22 protein-coding genes are annotated in these 26,114 nt (G+C 73.7%); 13 read left to right on the top strand and 9 right to left on the bottom strand.

The window, feature by feature from the left end; genetic code table 11:
* Positions 1-60 precede the first annotated feature (60 nt).
* The 3 genes from ACGH7X_RS31135 to ACGH7X_RS31145 all read left to right on the top strand — a co-directional run bounded on the left by ACGH7X_RS31135 (position 61) and on the right by ACGH7X_RS31145 (position 3,593).
* Positions 61-1,311 (top strand): protein phosphatase 2C domain-containing protein, encoded by a 1,251-nt coding sequence (locus ACGH7X_RS31135; RefSeq protein WP_399891289.1) that lies wholly within the window; start codon positions 61-63, stop codon positions 1,309-1,311.
* Between the two features lie 28 nt (positions 1,312-1,339).
* Entirely contained in the window at positions 1,340-3,082 is a 1,743-nt protein-coding gene (locus tag ACGH7X_RS31140) for a pyruvate dehydrogenase (protein WP_399891292.1), read from the top strand.
* A 115-nt stretch (positions 3,083-3,197) separates the two neighbouring features.
* Positions 3,198-3,593, top strand: a complete 396-nt coding sequence (locus ACGH7X_RS31145; RefSeq protein ID WP_399897449.1) for an ATP-binding protein — start codon at positions 3,198-3,200, stop codon at positions 3,591-3,593.
* A 43-nt stretch (positions 3,594-3,636) separates the two neighbouring features.
* Here the strand turns inward: ACGH7X_RS31145 and ACGH7X_RS31150 are convergent, their stop codons facing one another.
* Both ACGH7X_RS31150 and ACGH7X_RS31155 read right to left on the bottom strand, forming a co-directional pair.
* Positions 3,637-4,689 (bottom strand): DUF2637 domain-containing protein, encoded by a 1,053-nt coding sequence (locus tag ACGH7X_RS31150; protein ID WP_399891295.1) that lies wholly within the window; start codon positions 4,687-4,689, stop codon positions 3,637-3,639.
* Between the two features lie 267 nt (positions 4,690-4,956).
* Positions 4,957-5,802 (bottom strand): (2Fe-2S)-binding protein, encoded by an 846-nt coding sequence (locus ACGH7X_RS31155; protein WP_399891298.1) that lies wholly within the window; start codon positions 5,800-5,802, stop codon positions 4,957-4,959.
* Positions 5,803-5,970: 168 nt separating this feature from the next.
* On the opposite strand from ACGH7X_RS31155, the gene ACGH7X_RS31160 reads away from it, so the two are divergent.
* Positions 5,971-6,795, top strand: coding sequence for a GntR family transcriptional regulator (locus ACGH7X_RS31160; RefSeq protein ID WP_399891301.1), 825 nt, complete (start codon positions 5,971-5,973; stop codon positions 6,793-6,795).
* A gap of 625 nt (positions 6,796-7,420) precedes the next feature.
* On the opposite strand, the gene secD is transcribed toward ACGH7X_RS31160, so the two are convergent.
* From secD to ACGH7X_RS31180, 4 genes are all read right to left on the bottom strand, one after another.
* The gene (gene secD / locus ACGH7X_RS31165; protein ID WP_399891304.1) at positions 7,421-9,811 is read right to left on the bottom strand and encodes a protein translocase subunit SecD; all 2,391 of its coding nucleotides are present in this window, start codon (positions 9,809-9,811) and stop codon (positions 7,421-7,423) included.
* Between the two features lie 76 nt (positions 9,812-9,887).
* Entirely contained in the window at positions 9,888-10,274 is a 387-nt protein-coding gene (locus ACGH7X_RS31170) for a hypothetical protein (protein WP_399891307.1), read from the bottom strand.
* Between the two features lie 131 nt (positions 10,275-10,405).
* The gene (locus ACGH7X_RS31175) at positions 10,406-11,158 is read right to left on the bottom strand and encodes a response regulator (protein WP_399891310.1); all 753 of its coding nucleotides are present in this window, start codon (positions 11,156-11,158) and stop codon (positions 10,406-10,408) included.
* 8 nt (positions 11,159-11,166) lie between these two features.
* Positions 11,167-12,114, bottom strand: coding sequence for a HAMP domain-containing sensor histidine kinase (locus ACGH7X_RS31180; RefSeq protein WP_399891313.1), 948 nt, complete (start codon positions 12,112-12,114; stop codon positions 11,167-11,169).
* 341 nt (positions 12,115-12,455) lie between these two features.
* Here ACGH7X_RS31180 and ACGH7X_RS31185 point away from each other — a divergent pair, with 341 nt between their 5' ends.
* The 4 genes from ACGH7X_RS31185 (at position 12,456) to ACGH7X_RS31200 (ending at position 15,270) form a co-directional block, all read left to right on the top strand.
* The gene (locus ACGH7X_RS31185) at positions 12,456-12,782 is read left to right on the top strand and encodes a TraR/DksA C4-type zinc finger protein (protein ID WP_399891316.1); all 327 of its coding nucleotides are present in this window, start codon (positions 12,456-12,458) and stop codon (positions 12,780-12,782) included.
* Between the two features lie 56 nt (positions 12,783-12,838).
* Complete coding sequence (locus ACGH7X_RS31190) at positions 12,839-13,228, top strand: TraR/DksA family transcriptional regulator (protein WP_399897452.1); 390 nt, start codon at positions 12,839-12,841, stop codon at positions 13,226-13,228.
* The gene (locus ACGH7X_RS31195; protein WP_399891319.1) at positions 13,225-14,049 is read left to right on the top strand and encodes a rod shape-determining protein; all 825 of its coding nucleotides are present in this window, start codon (positions 13,225-13,227) and stop codon (positions 14,047-14,049) included. Before ACGH7X_RS31190 ends, ACGH7X_RS31195 begins: the two co-directional genes overlap by 4 nt.
* 576 nt (positions 14,050-14,625) lie before the next feature.
* Positions 14,626-15,270 (top strand): hypothetical protein, encoded by a 645-nt coding sequence (locus ACGH7X_RS31200; protein ID WP_399891322.1) that lies wholly within the window; start codon positions 14,626-14,628, stop codon positions 15,268-15,270.
* A 28-nt stretch (positions 15,271-15,298) separates the two neighbouring features.
* Here ACGH7X_RS31200 and ACGH7X_RS31205 read toward each other — a convergent pair whose 3' ends face one another.
* Positions 15,299-16,087 (bottom strand): hypothetical protein, encoded by a 789-nt coding sequence (locus tag ACGH7X_RS31205; RefSeq protein ID WP_399891325.1) that lies wholly within the window; start codon positions 16,085-16,087, stop codon positions 15,299-15,301.
* A gap of 174 nt (positions 16,088-16,261) precedes the next feature.
* Positions 16,262-17,974: a PucR family transcriptional regulator gene (locus tag ACGH7X_RS31210; protein ID WP_399891328.1), complete on the bottom strand. Its 1,713-nt coding sequence runs from the start codon at positions 17,972-17,974 to the stop codon at positions 16,262-16,264.
* A 286-nt stretch (positions 17,975-18,260) separates the two neighbouring features.
* Between ACGH7X_RS31210 and ACGH7X_RS31215 the strand changes: the two genes are divergently transcribed.
* The 5 genes from ACGH7X_RS31215 to ACGH7X_RS31235 all read left to right on the top strand — a co-directional run bounded on the left by ACGH7X_RS31215 (position 18,261) and on the right by ACGH7X_RS31235 (position 25,098).
* Positions 18,261-19,151, top strand: a complete 891-nt coding sequence (locus ACGH7X_RS31215) for an FAD binding domain-containing protein (RefSeq protein ID WP_399891332.1) — start codon at positions 18,261-18,263, stop codon at positions 19,149-19,151.
* Positions 19,151-19,753, top strand: a complete 603-nt coding sequence (locus ACGH7X_RS31220) for a (2Fe-2S)-binding protein (RefSeq protein ID WP_399891335.1) — start codon at positions 19,151-19,153, stop codon at positions 19,751-19,753. The genes ACGH7X_RS31215 and ACGH7X_RS31220 overlap by 1 nt, the downstream gene beginning before the upstream one ends.
* A 2-nt stretch (positions 19,754-19,755) precedes the next feature.
* The gene (locus ACGH7X_RS31225; protein ID WP_399891338.1) at positions 19,756-22,140 is read left to right on the top strand and encodes a xanthine dehydrogenase family protein molybdopterin-binding subunit; all 2,385 of its coding nucleotides are present in this window, start codon (positions 19,756-19,758) and stop codon (positions 22,138-22,140) included.
* A 297-nt stretch (positions 22,141-22,437) separates the two neighbouring features.
* On the top strand, positions 22,438-23,895 hold the full coding sequence (locus ACGH7X_RS31230; RefSeq protein WP_399891341.1) for an NCS2 family permease: 1,458 nt from the start codon (positions 22,438-22,440) through the stop codon (positions 23,893-23,895).
* Between the two features lie 51 nt (positions 23,896-23,946).
* Positions 23,947-25,098 (top strand): XdhC family protein, encoded by a 1,152-nt coding sequence (locus ACGH7X_RS31235; protein ID WP_399891344.1) that lies wholly within the window; start codon positions 23,947-23,949, stop codon positions 25,096-25,098.
* 127 nt (positions 25,099-25,225) lie between these two features.
* Here the strand turns inward: ACGH7X_RS31235 and ACGH7X_RS31240 are convergent, their stop codons facing one another.
* The gene (locus ACGH7X_RS31240; RefSeq protein WP_399891347.1) at positions 25,226-26,104 is read right to left on the bottom strand and encodes an endonuclease/exonuclease/phosphatase family protein; all 879 of its coding nucleotides are present in this window, start codon (positions 26,102-26,104) and stop codon (positions 25,226-25,228) included.
* Between the last annotated feature and the right edge of the window lie 10 nt (positions 26,105-26,114).

Here is a 26,114-nt window from a genome sequence, read left to right on the forward strand (position 1 = left end):
GGGGGCGGAGGGCCAGGCCTGGGTTCGCCGGCTGGTGGGCAGCCCGGCTCGGGGCCGTCGGTGTCGCCCGGTCCCGTGCCGTCGGCGGGTGCGCAGCGGGCCGGTGCCGGGGAGGCCGCGCGGCTCGGCGGGCCCAGGGACGGCGGGCTGCGTGGGCGTACGACCTCGGGGACCGGGGACGCCGATCTCAGCGAGCCGCCCGCAGTCGTCCCGTTGTCCCAGCGGCCGGTCCCGCCCCGGAGCGTGGCCGACCTGCCGCCGCCCCCGTCCTCGTTCCTCCCGTCGTCGCCCGCGGAGCGGGACGGCGGCGACCGGGACTACGTCGGCACCGGGCCGCCCACCTACGACGCCGAGCCCACCGCGTTGCCGCCCGCCGACCCCGACGCGCTGGACGAGCTGGTCCCGGACACCGTGCTGGACGGCGCCCGGTACGGGACCTGCACGCTGCGGGCCGTCTCCGTGCGCGGGGACTCCGCGCGCTACCGGGGCGAGCCGCGGCGCGACGCGCTGCTCGTCGCCCGGTTCGGCGCGGGCGAGCAGGCGCTGGTCCTGGTGGCGATGGCGACCGGTGCCCGCGCGACCCCCGGGGCGCACCGGGCGGCGGCCGAGGTGTGCCGGTGGATAGGCCGGGCCGTGGGCCGCAGCCACGCCCGGCTCGCCGAGGACCTGCGGGCCGCCCGGCGCGGCGAGCTGAAGTCCGGCCTGCACCGCCTCACCGACCGCAGCCTCGGCCGGCTCCGCGCCGGCGCCGCCGCACAGGGCCTCGCCCCGGACGAGTACGCGGCCACCCTGCGCTGTCTCCTGCTGCCCGCAGACCCCGAGTGTCGCACGCGGGTGTTCTTCGGCGTCGGCGCCGGCGGACTGCTCCGGCTGCGGGACGGTGCCTGGCAGGACATGGAGCCGGACGCCGGCGACAGCACCGGTGAGCCCGTGCTCGGCTTCGGCTCGGCGCCCAGGGGCCTGCCCAACGACGCGCGGAACGACGCGCCGGGCGAGACGCCCGAGGGCGACCGGCTCACCATGGACCTCGGCATCACCACCGCGCCCGGCCCCTACGACGGACCGCCCGCCGGGCGCCCCCGCGAACCCTTCCGCTTCCGGGCCTCGGTAGCCCGCCCGGGTGATGTGCTCCTGATGTGCACCGCGGGCCTCGCCGAGCCACTGCTGAACGAGCCCGAGCTGGGCGAAGTCCTCGCCCGGCGATGGGCGGGCCGCACCCCGCCCGGACTCGCCGAGTTCCTCACCGACAGCCGCGTCCGGGTCAAGGGATACGCGGACGACCGTACGGCCGCCGCCGTTTGGGAGGCGTGAGGCCGCTCGCTGTGGCATAGCTGGAGCCATGGCCAAACAGAACGTCGCGGAACAGTTCGTCGACATCCTCACCCGCGCCGGGGTCGAGCGCCTCTACGGAGTCGTCGGCGACAGCCTCAACCCGGTCGTGGACGCCGTACGCCGCCACTCCGGCATCGAATGGGTGCACGTGCGGCACGAGGAGACCGCCGCCTTCGCCGCCGGCGCGGAGGCCCAGATCACCGGGAAGCTCGCCGCGTGCGCCGGCTCCTGCGGCCCCGGCAACCTCCACCTCATCAACGGGCTCTACGACGCCCACCGCTCCATGGCCCCCGTTCTCGCGCTCGCCTCGCAGATCCCGTCCAGCGAGATCGGCCTGGGCTTCTTCCAGGAGACCCACCCCGATCAGCTGTTCCGCGAGTGCAGTCACTACAGCGAGCTGATCTCCAGCCCGAAGCAGATGCCCAGGCTGCTCCAGAGCGCCATCCAGCACGCCGTGGGCCAGGGCGGCGTCAGTGTCGTCTCGCTGCCCGGCGACATCGCGGACGAGCCCGCCCCGGAGAAGGCCGCCGAGACCGCCCTGGTCACCTCCCGGCCGACGGTCCGCCCCGGCGACGAGGACCTCGACCGGCTGGTGCGGCTGATCGACGACGCCGACCGGGTCACCCTCTTCTGCGGCAGCGGCACGGCGGGCGCGCACGCCGAGGTCATGGAGTTCGCCGGGAAGATCAAGTCCCCGGTGGGGCACGCCCTGCGCGGCAAGGAATGGATCCAGTACGACAACCCGTTCGACGTCGGGATGAGCGGACTGCTCGGCTACGGCGCCGCCTACGAGGCCACCCACGAGTGCGACCTGCTGATCCTGATCGGCACGGACTTCCCGTACAACGCCTTCCTGCCCGACGACGTGAAGATCGCCCAGATCGACGTCCGGCCCGAGCACCTGGGCCGGCGTTCCAAGCTCGACCTCGCGGTGTGGGGCGACGCGCGCGAGACGCTGCGCTGCCTGATCCCGCGGGTGAAGGAGAAGAAGAACCGCCGCTTCCTCGACCGGATGCTGAAGAAGCACGCGGACGCGCTGGAGGGCGTCGTCAAGGCCTACACCCGCAAGGTCGACAAGCACGTCCCGATCCACCCCGAGTACGTGGCCGCCGTGCTCGACGACATGGCCGACGACGACGCCGTGTTCACCGTCGACACCGGCATGTGCAACGTCTGGGCCGCCCGCTACATCTCGCCCAACGGCCGCCGCCGCATCATCGGTTCCTTCTCCCACGGCTCGATGGCGAACGCGCTGCCCATGGCGATCGGAGCCCAGTTCACCGACCGGCGCCGGCAGGTCGTCTCGATGTCCGGGGACGGCGGATTCACCATGCTGATGGGCGACTTCCTCACCCTGGTCCAGCACGACCTGCCGGTGAAGGTCGTGCTGTTCAACAACTCCTCCCTCGGCATGGTCGAGTTGGAGATGCTGGTCGCGGGCCTGCCCTCGCACGGCGTGGCCAACAAGAACCCCGACTTCGCCGCCGTCGCCGAGGCCTGCGGCGCCTTCGGCGTGCGGGTGGAAAAGCCCAAGGACCTGGCGGGCGCGCTGAAGGCCGCCTTCAAGCACAAGGGACCCGCCCTCGTCGACGTCGTCACCGACCCCAACGCCCTGTCCATCCCGCCGAAGATCAGCGCCGACATGGTCACCGGCTTCGCCCTGTCCGCCTCGAAGATCGTCCTGGACGGCGGCGTCGGACGCATGCTCCAGATGGCCCGCTCGAACCTGCGCCACGTGCCGCGGCCGTGACCGAAAGAGCGGCCCTCGTCAATCGTGATGAGTGGCCGGTGCCCGAACGGGCAAGGCTTCCTCCGTGAAGGTGTTCGAGCGGAGGGGGAACGACATCAGCACGCCGACGGGGGACATGAAGGAACAGGCGGTGCCACAGCTCAGACGGCGACTCGGCCGGGCGGACCTGCGGGCGGTGCCCGAGGCCCGGCGGGCCCTGCGCGAGCTGCTGCGGCACTGGGGCGAGCCCGGACAGTCGGAGGTCGCGGAGCTGCTCACCAGCGAGCTGGTCACCAACGCGCTCGTCCACACCGACGACGGCGCCGTCCTGACCGCGACGGTCGGCCCGAGCGCGCTGCGGGTCGAGGTACGGGACTACGTGGGCCGGCGGCCCACACCGCGCGCTCCGGCGGAGGAGAGAACCAACGGCAGGGGGCTGGTCCTGGTGGAGTCCCTCGCCGACGACTGGGGGGTACGGCCCTGCGAGGTGGGCAAGTCGGTCTGGTTCGAACTGGGCGCGGAAGCGGCCTGAGGCGCCGGAAACCCGGCGCCTCAGGCCCTTGGTCCGGCGTGTTCTAGCCGAACTGCTGCTCCAGGTCCTTGAGCTTGCGCTCCAGGGAGTCCAGGCGGGGCAGGGCCTGGGTGTCGTCCTCCGCGGTGAGGTCGACGGTCACCTGGTCAGCGCCGCTCCGCACGGGCTGAAGGGAGGGCCGCCGGGCCGAAGGCAGTTGCTCCGGGGTGGATATGGCAGGCTCCGCGGTGGCGCGGTCCGAGCCCCGCTCCACCTGCTGCACCTCGACCTCGACCTGACGGCCGCCGCGGCCGGGGAAACCGCGGTGGCCGTGGCCCCGGCTGATCGCCTTGAGCTGCGCCCGCTCCAGCCGCTCCTGCTCGCGCCGCCGCAGCTTCTTCTCCTCCTTGAGGCGCCGGTCGTCCCGGACCTCCTCGACCGCCTCGTCCAGGCTGCGCACGCCCTCCAGGAGCATCAGCGACCAGGCGCGGTACGTCTCCCGGGGAGCGCGCAGCCAGCGGACCATGCGGATCTGCGGCAGCGGCCGCGGCACCAGACCCTGCTCGCGCAGGGCGGCCCGGCGGGTCTGCTTCAGGGCCCGGTCGAACAGCACGGCCGCCGACAGCGACATGCCCGCGAAGAAGTGCGGGGCGCCCGCGTGACCCAGACCGCGCGGCGCGTGCACCCAGTTGAACCAGGCCGCGGCGAACGCGAAGGCCCACACGAGTATGCGCGAGCCGAGGGCCGCGTCGCCGTGGCTGGCCTCGCGCACCGCGAGGACGGAGCAGAACATCGCCGCCCCGTCGAGGCCGAACGGGACCAGGTACTGCCAGCCGTCGCTCAGGCCGAGGTTCTGCTCGCCGAAGCCGACCAGACCGTGGAAGGAGAGCGCCGCGGCGACCGCGGCACAGCAGAAGAGCAGCACGTAGGAGAAGGTGCCGTAGAGCGCCTCCTTGCGCCGGCGGCGCTCCTCCATGCGCTCCCACGAGTCGTCCGCGCCCGCGTCCTTCCCCGAGGAACGCTTGCCGCGCGCGAGCACCGCCACCGCCGCCAGCATGCCCAGGAGCAGCACGGCGCCCGGAAGCAGCCAGTTCAGCGATATGTCGGTCAATCTCATCTGGGGTCCCTTGCAGTGGGATAGGGCGTAACGCCCGCCATGGTGGCCCAAACCCAGCGGCCCTCAGGGGGTTTCGGGGCAAGAGGCCGCCAAGGGAGTGCAGAGGGGATGCCCAGGACGGCGTTCTGCTCGAACAGCCGCGTGAGGGGCGGGAGTTGAGTTCGAATAAGACTACCCGTACGAGTGGTTCCACGGAAAGTTACCGCGACGCGTGGGGAAGTTGTGAAACAACGCCGATGATCTTAGTCGACGATCTTGCGTGGCGGCTCAACCCGCCGTGGCGAGCAGCTTGTCGACCCGGTCCGCGTCGCAGGTCCGCGGACAGGTGGCGCAGGTGTCCTCGGGGCGCAGGGTGTAGAACATGCAGCAGCTCGCCCGGTCCCGGGTGTGCAGCGGCTGCCCGTCCGGCCCCTTCAGCTCGCGGAACGCGGCGTCGCCGACGTACGGCTTGGTCGCGCCCGGCAGCAGCAGCTCCAGCTCGTGCCGGGCCCGCTCCTGCTCGCCGAGCAGATGGGCGACGTACCACAGGCCCTCGACGATCTCGTCGGTCGCCATGCCCCACAGGGCGCGTCCGCGCCGCCGCATCCGGGGGCCGAATCCGGCCAGGACCGGCTCCAGGTGCTCGGCGACCGAGGCCCGCACCTCGGCGCGCAGCTCCTCCTCGTCGGCGACCACCCGGGCGCCGGGCAGGGCGGCGGCCGGATCGCCGGGCAGGCAGGCGAAACCGGCCGGGCGCACGGCCATCCGGCCGAGGGGGAGCCCGGCGGCGGTGCGGTCGTAGGCGACGTGCGTCGCGGGACAGCGCGGCACCCGGCGGTGCAGGAACCAGGGCACCGTGATCAGCAGACAGGCGGGCCACGCGTACCGGTGCAGTCCGAAGCTCGCGATCACGTCCGGCCGGGCCCGCTGACCGTAGTCCCGCAGCACCTGGGCATCGTCCCAGTCCAGGAACGCCGCCAGCTCCGCCCCGCCCGCGGCGAGCGAGGCGGCCGTGACCCAGCCGTCGCCGGGCGGCAGTGCGTCGGCCGCGGTCTGCTCGGTGACGCCCAGCCCCGGGAGGACCTCGGACAGGCGCGCGTAGGCGTCCGTGAGGGCCGAGCGGGTGACAGGCATGCGGGACCACCGATCCACGTCAGGGCGACTGGCTGCTTAAAGGTAAGCCTTACCTTACCCAAGATCCCTGGGATTTGAACTGGCGGCCCGTGCCCTTATGGTGCTTGACGGACAGGTGACAACCCGCCGTAATGACCCCAAGTACCGACACGTCCCGCAGGAGGACCCGTGAACCCCAGCGCGCAGCGCGCCGCAGGAACGGGAACCGGGCGGGTCCGGGCGGCCGCCGCGGACGCGTCGGTCCGGATCCCGGCGCAGCCCGGAGCGGCCGACGCGGCCCGCGACCGGGCGGGCGGCACGGGGGAACCGGACGGCGCCGCGCGCGGCGAGCACACCCACGGCGAACCGCCGGTGCCCCGCCCGCGCACCCTCGTCCAGCGCTCCTCCGTGCGCGGGCAGATCCTCGACGCCCTGCGCACCGCGCTGGTCACCGGTGAGCTGCGGCCCGGCGAGGTCTACTCGGCGCCCGCGCTCGGCGACCGGTTCGGCGTCTCGGCCACCCCCGTACGGGAGGCCATGCAGCAGCTCGCCCTGGAGGGCGCCGTCGAGGTCGTCCCCAACCGCGGCTTCCGCGTCGTCGAGCGGGGCGACCGCGAACTCGCCGAGCTGGCCGAGGTCCGGGCCCTGATCGAGGTCCCGGTCTGGCTCCGCCTGGCCCGCACGGTGCCCGCCGAGCGCTGGGCGCGGCTGCGCCCCCTCGCCGAGGGCACCGTCCGGGCCGCGTCCGCCGGCTGCCCGGCCACGTACGCCGAGGCCGACCGCGCCTTCCACCGCGCGGTGCTCGCGCTGGCCGGCAACGAACAGCTCGTCAAGATCGCCGGTGACGTGCACCGCCGCGCCCAGTGGCCGCCGGCCGGCGCACCCGCCGCGCGGGGGCGGGCCGACCTGATCGCCGACGCCCACGAGCACACGGCCCTGCTGGACGCCCTGATCGCCGCCGACCCCGACGCGGTACGGGCCCTGGTGGGCCAGCACTTCACCGGCACCCCCTGAGCGACAGCGGCCCTACGGGGCCGCCTGCCGTCACGGGGCTTCTTGCCCCTGCGGGGCCGCCCGCCGTCACGGAGCCTCCTGACCCTGCCGGGCCTCGGGCCGCCACGGGGCCGGCCGCTGTCACGGGGTCTTCTGCCGCTGCCCGGGCCTCGGGCCGCCACGGGACCGCCTGCCCCTACGGGACGGCTGTTCCTACCGGGCCTCTTGCCCTGCTGCGGGGCCGGCCGCCGTCACGGGGCCGGCCGCTGTCACGGGGTCTTCTGCCGCTGCCCGGGCCTCGGGCCGCCACGGGACCGCCTGCCCCTACGGGACGGCTGTTCCTACCGGGCCTCTTGCCCTGCTGCGGGGCCGCCCGTCGTCACGGGGCCGGCCGCCGCCACGGGGCCTCTTGCCCCTGCCGGGCCTCGCGCCGCCACGGGACGGCTGTCCCTACCGGGCCTTCTGGCCCGCCGGGATCGGCCGCCCCGGCGGGGCCCACCGCCGCCATGGGACCGCCCGGCGTCACGGGACCGCCTGCCCCTCCGGGACCGCTGTCCCTACCGGGCCTCCTGCCTCGCCCGGATCGGATGCCGTCCGGGACCGCTCGCCCCGCCGGGGCCGCCCGCCGTCACGGGACCGCCCGTCCCTACGGGGCCTCCTGCCGCTGCCGGGCCTGCTGGCGGTCCCGGCGGGGCGTCGGCGTCTTCTTCGTGGTGGTCCGGTTCTTGCCGCGGGCGGGGCGGGAGCCGGCGTCGGCGCCGCGGGCGTGGAGTTCGATGGCCAGCGGGGAGGCGGTGAACACCGAGGAGTACGTCCCGACTCCTACGCCGATGAGCAGGGCGAGGGCGAAGTCGGTGAGCGAGTCGTCGGCGAGGACGGCCAGCGAGGCCAGGATGAGCACCGCGCCCATGCCGGTGTTGACCGTGCGCGGCAGGGTCTGCAGGATCGCGTCGTTGGTGAGCCTGTCGAACGGGGCCTTGCGGTCCCGGCCGAGCAGCTCCCGGACGCGGTCGAAGAGGACGACCGAGTCGTTGACCGAGTAACCGATCACCGTCAGCAGCGCGGCCAGGAACACCCCGTCGATCGGCTTGCCCAGCCAGGCGAACACACCGACCAGGATGACCACGTCGTGGGCGAGCGCGCTGACGGCCGCCGTGCCGAACAGCAGGCGGAACCGGGCGGCGAGGTACAGCAGCTGGGCGCCCAGGGCCAGGCCGAGGGCGATCAGGGCGTCGCGCCGCAGCTCCTCGCCGAGGCTCGGGCCGATCAGCTCGTCGCGGACCTTCTCCGTCTCGCCGCCCAGTCCGGCGACGGCCTCGGTGACGGTCGCCGCCTCGGCGTCGGTCAGTTCCTCGGTGCGCACCGTGAGGTCGCCGTCGCCGGAGGACTGGACGACGGCACGCGGGAAGCCGGCGTCGGCGAGGGCGTCGCGGGCCCGGTCGGGGTCGACCTGAGTGGCGGTGGAGTACTCGATGAGCCGCCCGCCGGTGAACTCGATGCCGAAGTTCAGCCCGCGCACCAGGATGCCGGCGCCGGCGACCACCAGGACGACCAGCGAGGCGGCCAGCCAGCGGCGCGGCCGGCGCATCAGGAAGGGGTTGCGGCGCAGCAGCGCGTCGCGGACCGGGCCGGTGCTCGAGATCCCGGTGATACGCGGACGGCGGAAGACCGCCGGGCGACCCGCGGCGAACTCGGCCAGCGCCCGGGTGATCACCAGGGCGCTCACCATCGAGGCCAGCACACCGATCCCCAGGGTGACGCCGAAGCCCTTCACCGGACCGGAGGCCAGGAAGAACAGCAGGGCGGCGGCGATCAGCGTGGTGATGTTGGAGTCGGCGATCGCGCTGAAGGCGCTGCGGAACCCGGCGGTCAGCGCGGAGCGCGTGCTCGGGCGGGTGCGGGCCGCCTGTTCCTCGCGGGCCCGTTCGAAGACGAGGACGTTGGCGTCCACCGCCATGCCGATCGCGAGGACGAAACCGGCGAGTCCCGGCAGGGTCAGGGTCGCGCCGATCGCGGCCAGGGCGGCGTAGGAGATCAGGCCATAGCAGAGCAGTGCCACGGTGGCCAGGGCGCCCATCAGCCGGTAGACGACGATGATGAACAGCCCGGTCAGCGCGGTGCCGATGAGGGCGGCCCAGGCACCGGCCGAGATGGCCTCGTCGCCCAGGGTGGCACCGATGGTGCGCTGCTCGATGGTCTCGACCGGTACGGGCAGGGCGCCACCCTTGACGAGCAGGGCCAGTTCGCGGGCCTCGGCGTCGTCGAAGGAGCCGGTGATCTGCGTGGAGCCGCCGGAGATGCCCGTCCCGCACGCCACGGAGGGGTCGACCTGCGGCGAGGAGATGATCTTGCCGTCCAGCACGATGGCGACCCGGCGCTGGGGGTCGCCGGCCGGGTGGCAGGCCGCCTCGCCGGTCACCTGGGCCCAGCGGTCGCTGCCGGCGTCCTTGAAGTCGACGGTGACGTGCCAGCCCGCGCCGTTCTGCTGGTCGAAGCGGGCGTCGGCGCCCTTGACGTCCTGCCCGGTGAGCGTGGGGGACTTCAGCCGCAGGGACTGCCCGGACTCGTCCGGGAGCACCCGCTCGCCGTCCTTGCCGGACGTGTCCCCGGCCTTCCCTCCGGCCGTGTCACCGGTCTTGTCACCGGTGTCCTCGGCCGGGCCTAGGACCGAGTGGACGGTGAGCTGTGCGGTGCGGCCCAGCACATCCGCGGCCTTCTTGGGGTCCTGTACGCCCGGCAGTTCGACGACGACACGGTTCTCGCCGGAGCGGACGATGGTCGGCTCGGCGACACCGAGGGCGTCGATGCGGCCGCGCAGCACCTCCACGGTGCGGTCGGTGGCCTCGCGGTCGGCCTTGGTGGTGTCGGTGGACTTGGTCTCCAGGACGATCTGGGTGCCGCCGCGCAGGTCGAGCCCGAGGCGGATCGGCATGGTCAGGGCGATGGCCACGGACACGGCCAGCACGGCGAGCGCGACGAGCGCACGGACGTTCAGGGAACGCGAACGCGAACGCGAAGGGGGACGGGAGCGTTTCAACACGGGCCTCCGGCGGGCACGCCACGGCGGCGGCCGAGCGCGGCCGCGGCGGAAGAAGGTGAAAGGTCGGGGCGTCTCAGGTGCCGGAGGAGACGGGCGGCGCCCGCCCGTTGTCGTGGCTCGCGCGACCGGGGGAGACCGGCAAAGGACCGGGCGCCGCCGAGGTCCGGGTACGGGCGCCGGGGGTGGCGCCCGGGGCGTGCGGGGCCGTGGCCGCGTGCTGGTCCGGCGCCGTCGGGCGCTCGGCCGGCTGGTCGTGCCGGGCCCTGGGCTGGGCGGCGCAGACCGGCGTACAGCCGTCGTCCGCGTACTGGTCGAAGGCCGGGTGGGGCACGGCGGTGGCCGTGGCGGCCGCGAGGGGGCCGCTGGGGCCGACGTGCGCGCCGGCCGCGGGCCAGGCCGGGACCAGGGGCAGCAGGACGGCCAGCAGGACGGTGAGCACTGTGGCGAGCCGCCGGCGCATGCACCGTCCCCTTTCGTGGTGGGTGATCGGGCGGGTGATCGGGTGTAGGGAGGAAGCCCGGGGCTCCGGCCGGGGAGTGGGCGGCCAGAGCCACGGGCGGCTTCGGGGTCGTGCCGGTGGTGCGGAGACCGTCAGGGCTCGATGAGTCCGGCACGGATGGCGTACCGGGTCAGCTCCAGGCGGTCGCGCAGGCCGAGCTTCTGGAGCAGGTTCGCCCGGTGCCGCTGGACGGTCTTGATGCTGATGAAGAGGATCTCGGCGATCTCCTTCGAGGAGTGCCCCTCGGCGACGAGCTTGAGGACCTCCTCCTCGCGGGGCGTGAGGATGTGGTCCGAGGTCTCCTCGCCGTGCCGGACCCGGTCGAGGTAGTTGCGGATCAGCGCCGTCACCGCACCCGGGTACAGGAACGGCTCGTCGCGCATCGCGGCCCGGCAGGCGGCGACCAGATCACGGTCGGCGACCGACTTCAGCACGTAACCGCAGGCACCCGACTTCAGCGCCTGGAACAGGTACTGCTCGTTGTCGTGCATCGTCAGCATCAGGATGCGCAGCCCCGGTTTCAGCGCCGCCAGTTCGCGGGCCGCCTGGAGACCGGTGAGGCGGGGCATCGCGATGTCCAGGACCGCGAGATCGGCCTCGTGCGCCCGCGCCATCTCGATGGCCTCCGCGCCGTCCCCGGCCTCGGCGACCACCTCGAGGTCCGGCTCCCGGTCGAGGATGAGGCGCACCCCGCGGCGTACCAGCGCGTGGTCGTCGGCGAGCAGGATGCGGATCTTCGCCGGGGCGGACGCCGGGGCCGGGCCGTACGCGGACGGCCCGGCGGACTCGGACGGCCCGGCGGGCTCGGACGGCTGGGACGGCTCGGGCAGGGACGGGTCGGACATGGTCGGGGCTACTTCCTGGGAAGGGGTGCGGTGAGCCGGATGCGGGTGCCCGCGCCGGGTGCCGACGTGATGTCGAGGGCGGCCCCGATGAGCAGGGCCCGTTCACGCATGCCGCGGATGCCGGCGCCCTCGTGCGCCGCCTCGATGCCGCGGCCATCGTCGGAGATGGTGAGCGTCACCGCGCCGTCGGCGCGGCCCAGACCCACTTCCAGCCGCTCGGCGTCCGCGTGGCGCGCGGCGTTGGTCAGGCTCTCCTGCGCCACACGGTAGAGGACCAGTTCGGTCTCGTGGTCCAGGACGGGCAGGTCGGGGTCGAAGCGCCGCACCACCCGCAGACCGGTGTGGGTGGCGAAGTCGTGCGTGAGCGAGGACAGCGCGCTGATCAGGCCGAGGTCGTCCAGGACCCCGGGCCGCAGCCGGCGCACCAGGCGGCGGACCTCGTCCAGGCTCTCCCGGGTGATCTCCTGCGCCTGGTGCAACTCCTCGCGCAGCGGCTCGTCGGCGTCGTCCGCGGCACGCCCCAGGACCAGCAGGATCGCCGTCATGCTCTGCCCGACCTCGTCGTGCAGCTCCTGCGCGATACGGCGCCGCTCCGCCTCCTGGGCGAGCAGGACACGGGCGCTGCTGGTGACCCGCTCGGTCTCCAGGCGGTCCAGCATGGCGTTGAAGGTGCGGATCAGCTCGGGGACCTCACCGCCGCCGGACACCGGCAGGCGCTGGCCGGGACGCAGCAGGTCGACGGTGGTCATCAGCTTGGTCAGCCGCTCCAGCGGCGCCAGTCCCCAGCGCAGCAGCGCGCCGTTGGCCACCAGCATGACGCCCATACCGACGACCAGGCCGACGGCCTCGGTCAGCAGGATCGGCACGGAGACGGTCACCGGAGCCCACAGCAGCAGCGCCGTGGCGAAGCCCAGCACCACCGCGTTGAGCCCGAAGATCCGCCAGAACAGGGACACCGGGGGTACGCCTCCTTCTGCGACGTGTCGACTGGTACGCCTCTACTGTCGGTCATCGCGCACCCTCGGTGGGAGCTGCGGCCCAGGTAGCGACCGAGCAAGCGACCAGCGTGCCCCTCCCGGACCCGCCCGGTCGATGGGGCCCGGCCCCCATTTCCGGATCGCGGCATACCCATTCGGCCGCCTCCGCGCGCCGCCGAGTGGATCCCGCGCCCCCGGGCAAATGGGCTCTGCGCCCGATGGGTTTCCCCGGGCGGTCCGGCCATGGTTGAGGTGACCGGGCCCGATCGGCCCGGCGCTAGGCATACCCGCAGAACCTTCCGAGAAGAGGACCACCCACCGTGTCGCTCGACGCCTCCCGCATCGAACCCCGCCCCGAGCGGCTGACCGCTCACGAGGCGCGCCAGCGTCTCGAACACGCCCGCAGCACCCGTATGACCCAGCTCCAGGCCCTCGGCGAGAGCGGCCAGGCGGACGATCAGCTGATGTCCGCGCAGAAGACCGCGATCGAGCGGGTGCTCAAGGAGATCGACGAGGCCTTCGCCCGGGTCGAGGAGGGCACGTACGGCGCCTGCCTGGGCTGCGGCAAGCCCGTCCCGGGGGAGCGCCTGGAAATCCTCCCCTACACGCGGTACTGCGTCGCCTGCCAGCGCCGCGCCGCCGCCTGACCACCCGTCCGTCCAGTCTTCGTCTCCCGCCCCGCCCGAGGGGTGAAGTGGGTGAAGTGGTGAACAACCAGATCATCGACGACCGCGACACGCCTGTATCGCCGCTGTCGCCTCTGTCGTCCGAGGACCTCGCCGTGCTCCGGGACAACCTCCGGGAGCAGCGGCTGTTCCGCGAGGACCAGTTGCGGCAGATCGCGGCGGTCCCGTCCCGTACCGACGCACTGATCCAGCGGCGGTCCGCCGCACAGACGGAGGTCCGGGTCAAGCTCGCGGCCTCCGCGCGCATGGTCCTCGCCGACGTGGAAGCGGCCCTCGACCGCATGGCCGAGGGCCGGTACGGCCGTTGTCATCTGTGCCGGCGCACGATCGACCGCGAGCGCCTGATGGTCGTGCCGCAGGCCCGCTACTGCGCCCGCTGCCAGCAGGTGCGGGAGGCCGGGCGATGACCGCGGTCCGGCGGCCCCGTGCCGCCCGCTTCCGGCACCGGCCCTGGCCGCTGTGCCGGCAGTGCAGCGGCGTCGCCCTCGACATGGGCAGCGCCCGTACCCGCGCCTGGGTCGCCGGGCGGGGGATGATCCTCGACGTGCCGACGGTGACCTTCCCGGGCGCCGGCGCGGTGTATCCGATCCAGCGCGGCTCCATCGTCGACACCCAGGGCACGGCGCGGATGCTCGACCGGCTGCTGGGTCACCGCCTACCCCGCTTCGCCCGTCCGATGGTCGTGGTCACCGCGCCGGTGCTGGACGGGTTCGCCTACCGGACCGAGGCCCGTACGGCCGTGGAGGTGCTGCGGCCGCGCAGTGTGCTGACCGTTCCCAGCGCGCGGGCCGTGGCCCTCGCGGCGGGCGCCGACCTGACCCGGCCGCTGCTCGTGATGGACATCGGCGCCCATCTCACGGAGGTCGTGCTCCTGGTGGACGGCGCCGTCTTCGACGCGCGCCGCACCGCGCTGGGCACCGGGGACATCGACGACGCGACCCCGTCCGCGCAGATCGGTGAGGCGCTGGTCGACATGACGACCTCGATGCTGAACCAGGACCGTACGTCCCTCACGGTCGACGCGCTGAGCAGGGGCCCGCTGCTGGCGGGCGGGGGCGCTCTGCGCCCCGAGATCACCTGCCGGCTCGCCGACCGGCTGCACGTGCCCCTGCGGGCCGTGCCGGCGCCGCACACGGCCGCCGTGCGCGGCGCCGCCAAACTCCTGGAAGCGGCGCACTCCCACCCGTCGACCACGGGCACCGACCCTCCGGACGGCCACCCGTACTGACCCCGCCGGCCGGTGCCGGCCCGTGTCCCGGACGGCGGGGGCACCGTCCGTCCCCCGCCGCCACGACCGACCGCTCCGGTACGCCGGGCCATTCCCGGTACGGACCACCGCACCCGTCCGGCGCCCGGGGCCGCACCACACCCCGGTACACCGCCGCGCGATCCCGCCGCCCAACCCCGGTGCGGCCACCCGCACGAACCCGCCCCCGTCCCCCGCTCGTGCGGCCGGCGCCCGACCTTCCGGGCGCCGTCCGCCCGGGCCACCGCACCCAACGAATCCGTCCCCGTCCCCGCCCCAGCCGCCCGTCCCCGTCCCCCGCTCGTGCGGCCGGCGCCCGCCCCGGTGCCGGTCGTGCCTCACGCACTCCGTACGCCCCCCGTCCCCGCCCCAGCCGCCCGTCCCCGTCCCCCGCTCGTGCGGCCGGCGCCCGCCCCGGTGCCGGTCGTACCTCACGTACTCCGTACGCACCCGACCCCGTCCCCGTCCCCACCCGACGGACCCGCCCGACCGCCGTCGGCGCCGCATCGGTGTCGGCGGTCCCGATCCGGCTGCCCCGAGCCAGGAAGGAGGTACACCGTGGCCGGTGAGATTCCCCCCGCCCAGCCACCACCCGGCGTCCCCGACCCCGACCCCGTGCGACACCCGTATCTCGTGCTGTGGAGGTGGCGGCGCAACCCGTTGCGGCGCCGCAACGACCGGCTGCGGGCGTGGATCACGCTCGGGCTCGTGGTCGCCGTGCTGGTGGCGGCCCCGGCGGCGATGTTCGGGGCCGGGGACAGCGCCTACCGCCACTACCGCGGCACCGCCGAGCACGAGGCACGGACCCGGGATCACCGCCCCGCCGTCCTCGTGCACGACGCCCCGCGCCACCCCGAGCCGGGGTCGGACGAGGCGAAGAAGGCCCGCTACCCGGTCCCCGTCCGCTACACCGGTCCGGACGGAGCGCCCCGGACCGCGAGGACCGACGTCGAACCGGGGCTGCCCGCGGACAGTACCGTCCTGGTCTGGGTCGACGCGGAGGGCGGGATCACCGGGCCGCCGCTGACCGCGGAGCAGATCCGCAGCCGCACGATGGGCTGGGCGATCCTCGCCTTCCTGGGCGTCGTCCTCACCGGCCTCGCGGCCCACGCCGTCACGGGTCTGGTGCTGCACCGGCGCAACCTCGCCCAGTGGGACGCGGCCTGGGCCACCACGGCCCCGCGCTGGAGCAGACTCCCGTGACCGCCCGACGGGGGACGGACGGCAACGGTCACGCCGTCGCCGCGCCCGCGGCAGGGGGCGCCAACTGCTGTGCCAGCCACGTCGGCACACCGCCCAGCAGCCGGAACAGCCGCCGCGCCTCCTCCCGCAGCCGGGACGCCTCCGGCTCCGACTCCGCGTCCGCGAGCGACGCCAGCGCCGGTGCCGTACCGACGAGGTACCCCAGCTCCTCGCGGATGCGCAGCGACTCCGCGAAACCGTGCCGTGCCTCGGCCAACTCCCCCTCACGCAGGGCGAGCCCGGCCAGATGCCGCCAGGTGAAGGACAGCAGCAGCGGCTCGGCGTGCGCCGTGGCGCCGGCGTGCGCGCGCCGGTACGCCGCGCGGGCGGCCTGCGGCGAGCGGGTCAGGTTCTCCGCGAGCAGTCCGCGCCGGAAGTCCAGCAGCGCCCGCCCCCCGGCTCCCGGCGCGATGAGCGCCGCCGCCCGGCCCAGCGCGGCCCGCGCCTCGTCGGCCCGGTCGCGCACCCCGTGCACCGTGGCGGCGTACGCGAGTTGCCCCCGTTCACAGGCGGCGGCGCCGCGCTCGTCGTCGCTGTGCGCCAGCGCCTCCGCGGTGCGCAGCGCGTCCTCGGCCTCGGCCCAGCCCTGCTCCGTGTACAGACACCGCTCCACCAGCAGCGCGGTCCGCTGCAAGGCGGTGTCCGCGGTGACCGGCTCCAGCAGGGCCGCCGCGTCGGCCCAGCAGGCGCGCGAGCGCAAGCGCCATACCGCGGTCTGGAGCGGATCGTCACCTTCGGTCGTTCCCCAGCCAGAACCAGCCATGGCGGAATGCGCCACGTCGCCCTCCCCTTAGCACGCCATCGAGCTCTCGAGTGGTGGCCGCATCTCAGCACGGATCCGGCGGCCCGGCCAAGGGGATGGGTGAAAGTTTTCACAAAGTGGTGGGACTTCCCGCTCCGAGGTTTGGGACCGCCCCCGCGCTTCCCCGGGGCCCGCGTCCCGTCCCGCGCCTCAGCTCATGCGCAGCGCGAGGAAGAAATCCAGCTTGTCCTCCAGGCGCGACAGATCACGTCCCGTCAACTGCTCGATCCGCCCGACGCGGTAGCGCAGCGTGTTGACGTGCAGGTGGAGCCGGTTCGCACAGCGCGTCCAGGAGCCGTCGCTGTCGAGGAAGGCCTCCAGCGTCGGGATCAGCTCGGCGCGATGGCGCCGGTCGTAGTCCCGCAGCGGGTCGAGGAGCCGCGCGGTGAAGGCGCGGCGCACGTCGTCCGGGACGAACGGGAGCAGAAGCACGTGCGAGGCCAGCTCCTGGTGGCCGGCCGCGCAGACCCTTCCGGGGCGCGCCGCGGCGACCCGGCGCGCGTGCCGGGCCTCCTCCAGCGCCCCGCGCAGTCCCTCCGCCGAGTGCACGGCCGCGCTGACGCCGAGCGTGACGCGCCCGTCGCCGTCGAGCCCCGCCGACAGCGGCTCCCGTACGGACTCCAGCAGCGCGTCGGCGAGGACGCCCACCTCCGAGCCGTCGTGCTCGCTGGAGACCGCCGGCAGCGGTACGAGGGCCACGGCCTCGTCACCCGTGTGCGCCACGGCGATGCGGTCGGACTGCTCGGGGCCGGTGGCGTGCGGGTCGACGAGGATCTCCTCCAGCAGGGTCTGCGCGACCTGGCCGGTCTCCTCGGCGCAGTCCTCCCACTCGACGCGGGCCACCACGACCTGCCAGTGCGGGGCGGCGCCCAGGCCCGGCAGCAGCACCGGCGCCGCCACCCGCAGCCGGGCCGCGATCTCGGCGGGCGCGGCGCCCGTCTGCACCAGCTCCAGGACCTCCTGCGCGAGCCGCCGCCGCACCGTGCGTGCCGCGTCCCGCCGGTCCCGCTCCACCGCGATCAGCTGGGTGACGCCGTACAGCAGGTCGAGCCGTTCCTCGGCCCAGTCCCCGGCGTCCGCCTCCACCACGAGCAGCCAGTCGGACAGCACCGTCTCGCGCACGCCCCGGCTGCTGCCCGCCCCGCCTTGCGGGCCGCGCGCCGCCCCGGCCCCCGCCGGCAGCTGCCCCCGGCCGCGCACCGGGAAGAGGCTGTACGTCGTGCCGCCCACGGGCACCCGGTGCGGGGCGCGCCGGCCCGTGCGGGTGGCCGCGAGGTGCTCCGCCGCCAGCTTCGCGCACACCTCGGCGGAGAGCGCGGGATCGGCGTCCTTCGGTCCCGCGACCGGACGTCCGGTGGGGGAGAGCACCCAGGCCCGCAGGTCGAGGTCGGAGCCGAGCAGGTCGAGGACCACGTCGGGGCCGCCGCCCGCCGGTCCCGAGGTCATCATCCGGCGGTGCCGGTCCACCACCGCCGCGAGGTCCCCGGCGCGCTCCCCGGAGACCTGGCGCACGACATGCTCGGTGATCGTCGCGAAGGCCACCGACTCGTGCACCGCGAACAGCGGCAGCCGGTGCCGTACGCACGCCACGACCAGGTCCTCCGGCACGCACCCCAGCTCCGCCTCACCGGCGGCGAGGGCGGCCACCCCGGCCTGCACCATCAGGCGGACGAACGGCTCGGAGTCGGCGGCGTCCCGGCGCCAGGCCAGGCCCGTGAGGACCAGCTCGCCGCCCGAGAGATAGCGGCTGGGGTCCCGCAGGTCGGTGGTCATCACGCTCCGGACCGTGCGGTCCAGCTCGTCCTCGCCGCCGAGCAGCTTGAGGCCCAGCGCGTCGGTGTCCAGCAGTGCGCGCAGCCGCATTCTCGTCGCCGCCGTTCTTTGTCTCGAAGTGTTCCAGGTCACGCGGGTGTGGCGCGCGTTGCCGGAGGAAAAGCAGGAGGGTGATGAGGCCCTCCGTTCATACGAATCTACAAGATGCCCGCCCTGGCCAGCCAACTCCTTCATGGTTTCTGCGACTGACCCCGGTGGCGGACAGGACGGTGTACTGAGCCCACTCCACGTGAACACCACATGAACGAGCCGGGCCCGCCGCACACGGATTGGCTCAATCTGTACGCCCCCAAGTAGCCGAAGAAGAGAGCCGGTCATGGACTTCCTTCGCCCCGCCAGCTGGGAGGAGGCGCTCGCCGCCAAGGCCGAGCACCCCACCGCTGTGCCGATCGCGGGCGGCACCGACGTGATGGTCGAGATCAACTTCGACCACCGGCGGCCCGAGTACCTCATGGACCTCAACCGCGTCGGCGATCTCACCGAGTGGGAGGTCGGAGAGGACTCCGTACGGCTCGGCGCCTCCGTGCCCTACAGCAGGATCATGGAGAGCCTGCGCGCCGAGCTGCCGGGTCTCGCCCTCGCCTCGCACACGGTCGCCTCCCCGCAGATCCGCAACCGCGGCGGCGTGGGCGGGAACCTCGGCACCGCCTCCCCGGCCGGCGACGCGCACCCCGCGCTGCTGGCCGCCGGCGCCGAGGTCGAGGTCGAGTCGGTGCGCGGCGCGCGCCGCATCCCGATCGACGCGTTCTACAAGGGTGTGAAGCGCAACGCGCTGGAGCCCGACGAGCTGATCCGCGCGGTGCACGTCAAGAAGGCCGAAGGCCCGCAGCAGTTCTCCAAGGTCGGCACCCGCAACGCCATGGTCATCGCCGTGTGCGCCTTCGGCCTCGCCCTGCACCCCGAGACCCGCACCGTCCGCACCGGCATCGGCTCGGCGGCGCCCACGCCCGTGCGGGCCAAGGCCGCCGAGGAGTTCCTGAACGCGGCGCTCGAGGAGGGCGGCTTCTGGGACAACGGGAAGATCATCACCCCGTCGGCGGCCAAGCAGTTCGCCGACCTGTGCTCGGCCGCCTGCAACCCGATCGACGACGTCCGGGGCACCGCGAGCTACCGCCGCCACGCGGTCGGCGTGATGGCCCGCCGGACGCTCACCTGGACCTGGGAGTCGTACCGCGGCACCCGCCACGCAACGGAGGGAGCCGCGTAATGCGCGTCAACTTCACTGTCAACGGACGCCCGCAGGAAGCCGACGACGTGTGGGAGGGCGAGTCCCTGCTGTACGTGCTGCGCGAGCGGATGGGCCTGCCCGGCTCCAAGAACGCCTGCGAGCAGGGCGAGTGCGGCTCCTGCACGGTCCGCCTCGACGGCGTGCCCGTGTGTTCCTGCCTGGTCGCGGCCGGACAGGCCGAGGGCCGCGAGGTCGTCACGGTCGAGGGCCTGGCCGAGTTCGCCAAGGACCGCGCCGAGGGCTGCGCCACGGGTGCCCCCGGCGCCTGCGGCGGCGGAGGCGCGAGCGCCTCGCTCGACGGGGCCAGGCGCTGGCAGGCCAAGGGCACCGACTCGCAGACCGGCGAGGGCATCGAACTGGCCCCCATCCAGCAGGCGTTCATCGACGCCGGTGCCGTCCAGTGCGGCTTCTGCACGCCCGGTCTCCTCGTCGCCGCCGACGAGATGCTGGAACACAACCCGAACCCGTCCGACGCGGACATCCGCGAGGCGCTGTCGGGCAACCTGTGCCGCTGCACGGGCTACGAGAAGATCATGGACGCGGTCCGCCTGGCCGCGGCCCGCCAGTCCGAGGGGGTCTGAGCATGGCTGCCACCGGCGCACCCACCAAAATCACCCAGGGTTCCCAGACCAGGGGCGGCATCGGCGAGTCCACGCTGCGCCCGGACGGCACCCTCAAGGTCACCGGCGAGTTCGCGTACTCGTCCGACATGTGGCACGAGGACATGCTCTGGGGCCAGATCCTGCGCTCCACCGTCGCGCACGCCGAGATCGTCTCCATCGACACCGGCGAGGCCCTCGCGACGGCCGGCGTCTACGCCGTCATGACCTACGACGACCTGCCCACCGAGGTGCGCAACTACGGCCTGGAGATCCAGGACACCCCGGTCCTCGCCCACGGCAAGGTCCGCCACCACGGCGAGCCGGTCGCCATCGTCGCCGCCGACCACCCGGAGACCGCGCGCCGCGCCGCCGCCAAGATCAAGGTGGAGTACCGGGAGCTGCCCGTCATCACCGACGAGGCCTCCGCGACCGCCCCCGACGCGATCCTCGTCCACGAGGGCCGCGACGACCACCACATCGGCCACGTCCCGCACCCCAACATCGTGCACCGCCAGCCGATCGTCCGCGGCGACGCCGACGCGGCCGCCGCGCGCGCCGACGTGATCGTCAAGGGCGAGTACTACTTCGGCATGCAGGACCAGGCCTTCCTCGGCCCCGAGTCCGGCCTCGCGGTGCCCTCCGAGGACGGCGGGGTCGAGCTGTACGTCGCCACCCAGTGGCTGCACTCCGACCTGAAGCAGATCGCCCCGGTACTCGGCCTGCCCGAGGACAAGGTGCGCATGACGCTCTCCGGCGTCGGCGGCGCCTTCGGCGGGCGCGAGGACCTGTCGATGCAGATCCACGCCTGCCTGCTGGCGATGCGCACCGGCAAGCCGGTCAAGATCGTCTACAACCGCTTCGAGTCCTTCTTCGGCCACGTCCACCGCCACCCGGCCCGCCTCTTCTACGAGCACGGCGCCACCAGGGACGGCAAGCTCACCCACCTCAAGTGCCGGATCGTCCTGGACGGCGGCGCCTACGCATCCGCCTCCCCGGCGGTCGTCGGCAACGCCTCCTCGCTCGCCGTCGGCCCCTACGTGGTCGACGACGTGGACATCGAGGCCATCGCCCTCTACTCCAACAACCCGCCCTGCGGCGCCATGCGCGGCTTCGGCGCGGTCCAGGCGTGCTTCGCCTACGAGTCGCAGATGGACAAGGTGGCCGGGGAACTCGGCATGGACCCGGTGGAGTTCCGCCGGATCAACGCCATGGAGCAGGGCACGATCATGCCCACCGGACAGCCGGTCGACTCCCCGGCGCCGGTCGCCGAACTCCTGCGCCGCGTCAAGGCGATGCCGATGCCGCCCGAGCGTCAGTGGGAGTCCAGCGAGGGCGCCGACGTACGGCAGCTGCCCGGCGGCCTGTCCAACACCACGCACGGCGAGGGCGTCGTCCGCGGGGTCGGCTACGCGGTCGGCATCAAGAACGTCGGCTTCTCCGAGGGTTTCGACGACTACTCCACCGCCAGGGTCCGCATGGAGGTCGTCGGCGGCGAGCCGGTGGCCACCGTGCACACCGCGATGGCGGAGGTCGGCCAGGGCGGCGTCACCGTCCACGCGCAGATCGCCCGCACCGAGCTGGGCGTCACGCAGGTGACCATCCACCCGGCCGACACCCGGGTCGGCTCGGCCGGCTCCACCTCGGCCTCCCGGCAGACGTACGTCACCGGCGGCGCCGTGAAGAACGCCTGCGAGATCGTGCGCGAGAAGGTCCTGGAGATCGGGCGCCGCAAGTTCGGCTCCTACCACCCGGCGTGGGCGACGGCCGAACTCCTCCTGGAGGGCGGCAAGGTCGTCACCGACGGCGGCGAGGTCCTGACCGACCTCGTGGACGTCCTGGAGGGCGAGGCCGTCGAGGTCGAGGAGGAGTGGCGGCACCGGCCGACCGAGGCCTTCGACCTGCGCACCGGCCAGGGCAACGGCCACGTCCAGTACTCCTTCGCCGCGCACCGCGCCGTAGTCGAGGTCGACACCGAACTCGGCCTGGTCAAGGTCATCGAGCTGGCCTGCGCGCAGGACGTCGGCAAGGCACTCAACCCGCTGTCCGTCATCGGGCAGATCCAGGGCGGCACCACCCAGGGGCTGGGCATCGCCATCATGGAGGAGATCGTCGTCGACCCGAAGACGGCGAAGGTCAGGAACCCCTCCTTCACGGACTACCTGCTCCCCACCATCCTCGACACGCCGACCATCCCGGTCGACGTGCTCGAACTCGCCGACGACCACGCGCCGTACGGGCTGCGCGGCATCGGCGAGGCCCCCACCCTGTCGTCCACCCCGGCGGTCCTCGCGGCCATCCGGAACGCGACCGGACTGGCGCTCGACCGCACGCCGGTACGCCCGGAACACCTGACCGGCACGGCGTGAGCAGGGGGTGTCGTCCGGATCAGGCCGGCTCCAGGCAACGCCGCAGATGGGCGTGCCGGGCGCCGCGACCCCGGCCGGATCCGGACGACACCCCCTGACCCTCCGGGCGGCGCACGGAACGTCACACACTCCGCGTCGCCCGGAGCACAGTCCAAGTCCCGCTCCGCTCGCGGTGCTTGAAGTACCACCACACATACGTTCGTCTCGGGCCGTCCCCCGGGTCGTGCACGTCCCAAATCCCCGCAGCCGCCCCGGCGGCCGGCGCGGGTGCCCCTTTGAACCTTGGGAGACGGCCCCATGACCCAGCAGTCAGTGGAGCCCAAGACCACCGCCGAGGACGCGGGCGCGGGTTCCCGCGTCCCCTCCGGCCGGTCCTGGCTCGACCGGTACTTTCACATATCGCACAGAGGATCCACCGTCGCGCGTGAGGTGCGCGGCGGCGTCACCACCTTCATGGCGATGGCGTACATCGTCCTGCTCAACCCCGTCATCCTGTCCGGCAAGGACGCGGCGGGGGACACCCTGGGCCAGAAGGCCCTGATCACCGCGACGGCGCTCGCGGCGGCGGTCACCACGCTCCTGATGGGCTTCGTCGGCAAGGTGCCGCTCGCCCTGGCCGCCGGACTCTCGGTGTCCGGGGTGATCGCCGGGCAGGTCGTCCCGCAGATGACCTGGCCGCAGGCCATGGGCATGTGTGTGATGTACGGCGTGGTGATCATGCTGCTCGTGGTCACCGGGCTCCGAGAAATGATCATGAACGCGATCCCGCTGGCCCTCAAGCACGGCATCACCATGGGCATCGGCCTGTTCATCGCCATCATCGGCCTGGTGAAGGGCGGCTTCGTCCACGCGGGCGAGGCGACCCCGCTCACGCTCGGCCCCACGGGGGAACTCGCGGGCTGGCCCGTGCTGCTCTTCGCGGGCACCCTGCTGCTGATCTTCATGCTCCAGGCGCGCAACATGCCCGGCGCGATCCTGATCGGCATCGTCACCGGCACGATCGTCGCGGCGATCCTGAACGCCACCGGGGTCATCGCCCCCGACCAGTGGGCCAACGGCGCCCCCGAGCTGCACGGCAGCGCGGTCTCGATGCCGGACTTCTCGCTCTTCGGCGGCCTGGAGTTCGGGGGCTGGGGCGAGGTCGGCGCGATGACGGTCGGCATGATCGTCTTCACGCTGGTGCTGGCCGGGTTCTTCGACGCGATGGCCACCATCATCGGCGTCGGCACCGAGGCGAAGCTCGCCGACGACAAGGGCCGTATGCCGGGCCTGTCGAAGGCGCTGTTCATCGACGGCGCCGGCGGTGCCATCGGCGGTGTGGCGGGCGGCTCCGGCCAGACCGTCTTCGTCGAGTCCGCGACCGGCGTCGGCGAGGGGGCCCGCACCGGGCTCGCCTCGGTCGTCACCGGCGCGTTCTTCGCGGCCTGCCTCTTCTTCACCCCGATCACCGCGATCGTCCCGCAGGAGGTCGCCTCGGCGGCCCTGGTCGTCATCGGGGCGATGATGATGATGAACGCCCGGCACGTGGACTGGGCCGACCGGGCCACCGCGATCCCGGTCTTCCTGACCGTCGTCCTGATGCCGTTCACGTACTCCATCACGGCGGGTGTCGCCGCCGGCGTCATCTCCTACGTCGCCATCAAGGTCGCCCAGGTCAGGGCCAGGGAGATCGGCGCCTTCATGTGGGCCCTGACGGTGATCTTCGTCGTCTACTTCGCCCTCAACCCGATCGAGAGCTGGCTGGGCGTGCACTAGCCGCCACGACGGGAACCCTTCACGTACCCCTTGTCCAAGGAGGACCGAAAGATGCTGGACATCGCCGAAGAGCTGCACCGGTGGGTCGAGCAGGGACGCGACTTCGCCGTGGCCACCGTGGTGGCCGTCGGCGGCAGCGCGCCCCGCCGCCCCGGCGCCGCACTCGCGGTGGACGCCGAGGGCACGGTGATCGGCTCGGTCTCCGGCGGGTGCGTGGAGGGAGCCGTGTACGAGCTGTGCCGGCAGTCGCTCGAGGACGGCGAAACCGTCCTGGAGCGCTTCGGCTACAGCGACGAGGACGCCTTCGCCGTGGGGCTGACCTGCGGCGGGGTCATCGACATCCTCGTCACACCGGTACGGGCGGCCGATCCCGCCCGCCCGGTGCTGGCCGCCGCGCTCGCCGCCGCCGCGCGCGGGGAGACGGCGGCGGTGGCCCGGATCGTGAGCGGTCCGGCGGACCTGCTGGGCCGCGCGCTGGTGGTCCGTGCGGACGGCTCCCGCACCGGCGGCTTCGGCGGCCACCCCGAGCTGGACCGCACGGCGGCCGCCGAGGCGGGCGCCTTCCTGGACGCCGGGCGCACCGGGACACTGGAGATCGGTGAACAGGGCTCACGGTGCGGAGCACCTCTCACGCTGCTGATCGAGTCCTCGGTCCCGGCCCCCCGCATGATCGTCTTCGGGGCGATCGACTTCGCCTCGGCACTGGTGCGGGCCGGCAAGTTCCTCGGCTACCACGTGACGGTCTGCGACGCCCGCCCCGTCTTCGCCACCCCGGCCCGCTTCCCGGACGCGGACGAGATCGTCGTCGAGTGGCCCCACGAGTACCTGCGGCGCACCGGGGTCGACGCGCGCACGGTGCTGTGCGTCCTGACCCACGACGCCAAGTTCGACATACCGCTGCTGAAGCTGGCGCTGCGGCTGCCGGTGGCGTACGTCGGCGCGATGGGCTCCCGCCGCACCCACCTGGACCGCAACGCACGCCTGCGCGAGGTCGGCGTGAGCGACCCGGAGCTGGCCCGCCTCAGGTCGCCGATCGGCCTCGACCTGGGCGCCCGCACCCCCGAGGAGACGGCCCTGTCCATCGCCGCCGAGATCGTCGCGACCCGCCACGGGGGCACGGGCGCCTCCCTGACCGGCGCCCACACCCCCATCCACCACGACGGCCCGACGGCACCGGCCGGGCGTATCGGCTCGGTCGCGTAAGGGCGTGACAGGCCCTTCCGGGTGGGGGAGGGCGTGCCGGACCCCGTGTCCGGGGCGTGTTCCGCCGGACAGGCTCCAGACCCGCGGGCGCACAGGGGCTCGCGGGTCTGGGCTCGGTCGAGGGGCCTCAGCCCCGGCCGGGTCCCCGCCCGGCCAGGGACACGTCCGCGACCACCGGGCGGTGGTCCGAGGCCACGGCCTCCTCCGGTACCGCGGCGCCGTGCACCCGTACGCCCTTGCCCACGGCCACGTAGTCGATGCGCTTCACCGGGGCCTCGGCCGGATACGTGCCGGTGTTGCGCGGTCCGGCGTCGCGCAGCTCCTTCCACAGCGGTCCCAGCTCGGGCGCCGAGGGCTCGGCGTTGAAGTCGCCGAGCAGCACCTGCCGCGCCCCCGGCAGCTCCGCCCGCTCCCGGGCCATGATCCGCCGCGTGTCGGCGACCTGCGCCGCCCGGACCGCCGGGTCCGCCCGGTAGTCGAGGTGCGTCACGAACACCTGCACCGGCACCCCGCGCACCTTGACCGTCACCTCGCCGAACCCGGGGGCGGGCGCGGGCACCGGGTTCTCCTCCTGCGTGGACAGGCGGGTGATCTCGTGGTTCGCCGCGGAACGGATCGGGAAGCGGGACAGCACCGCCACGCCGTACTCGCGCCGGGGCTCCCCGGCCGTCACCGGATCGAGGCTGTAGATCGGCGCGAACGACACGCGCATGCCGAGCCGCCGCGCCAGCTCCCCGGCCACGTCGAGCCCCTGACTGCGGGCGCCCCAGTGCACGTCGACCTCCTGGAGGCCGATGACATCGGCGTCCAGGGCACGCAGCGCGGCGGCCTGCCGGTCGAGGTCGAAGACGCCGTCCGTTCCCGTACCGGCGTGGATGTTGTAGGTGGCGATGCGCAGCGGGACCGGGTGACCCTGGCCGGCGAAGGCGGGTGGCGCCGCCACGGCCAGTGTCAACAGGGCACCCGTGAGGGACAGTTGAGTGAAGGTGCGCGCTCTGGGAGACATGCCGGCACGG

Source organism: Streptomyces sp. BBFR51 (assembly GCF_044591655.1).
GTDB lineage: Bacteria > Actinomycetota > Actinomycetes > Streptomycetales > Streptomycetaceae > Streptomyces.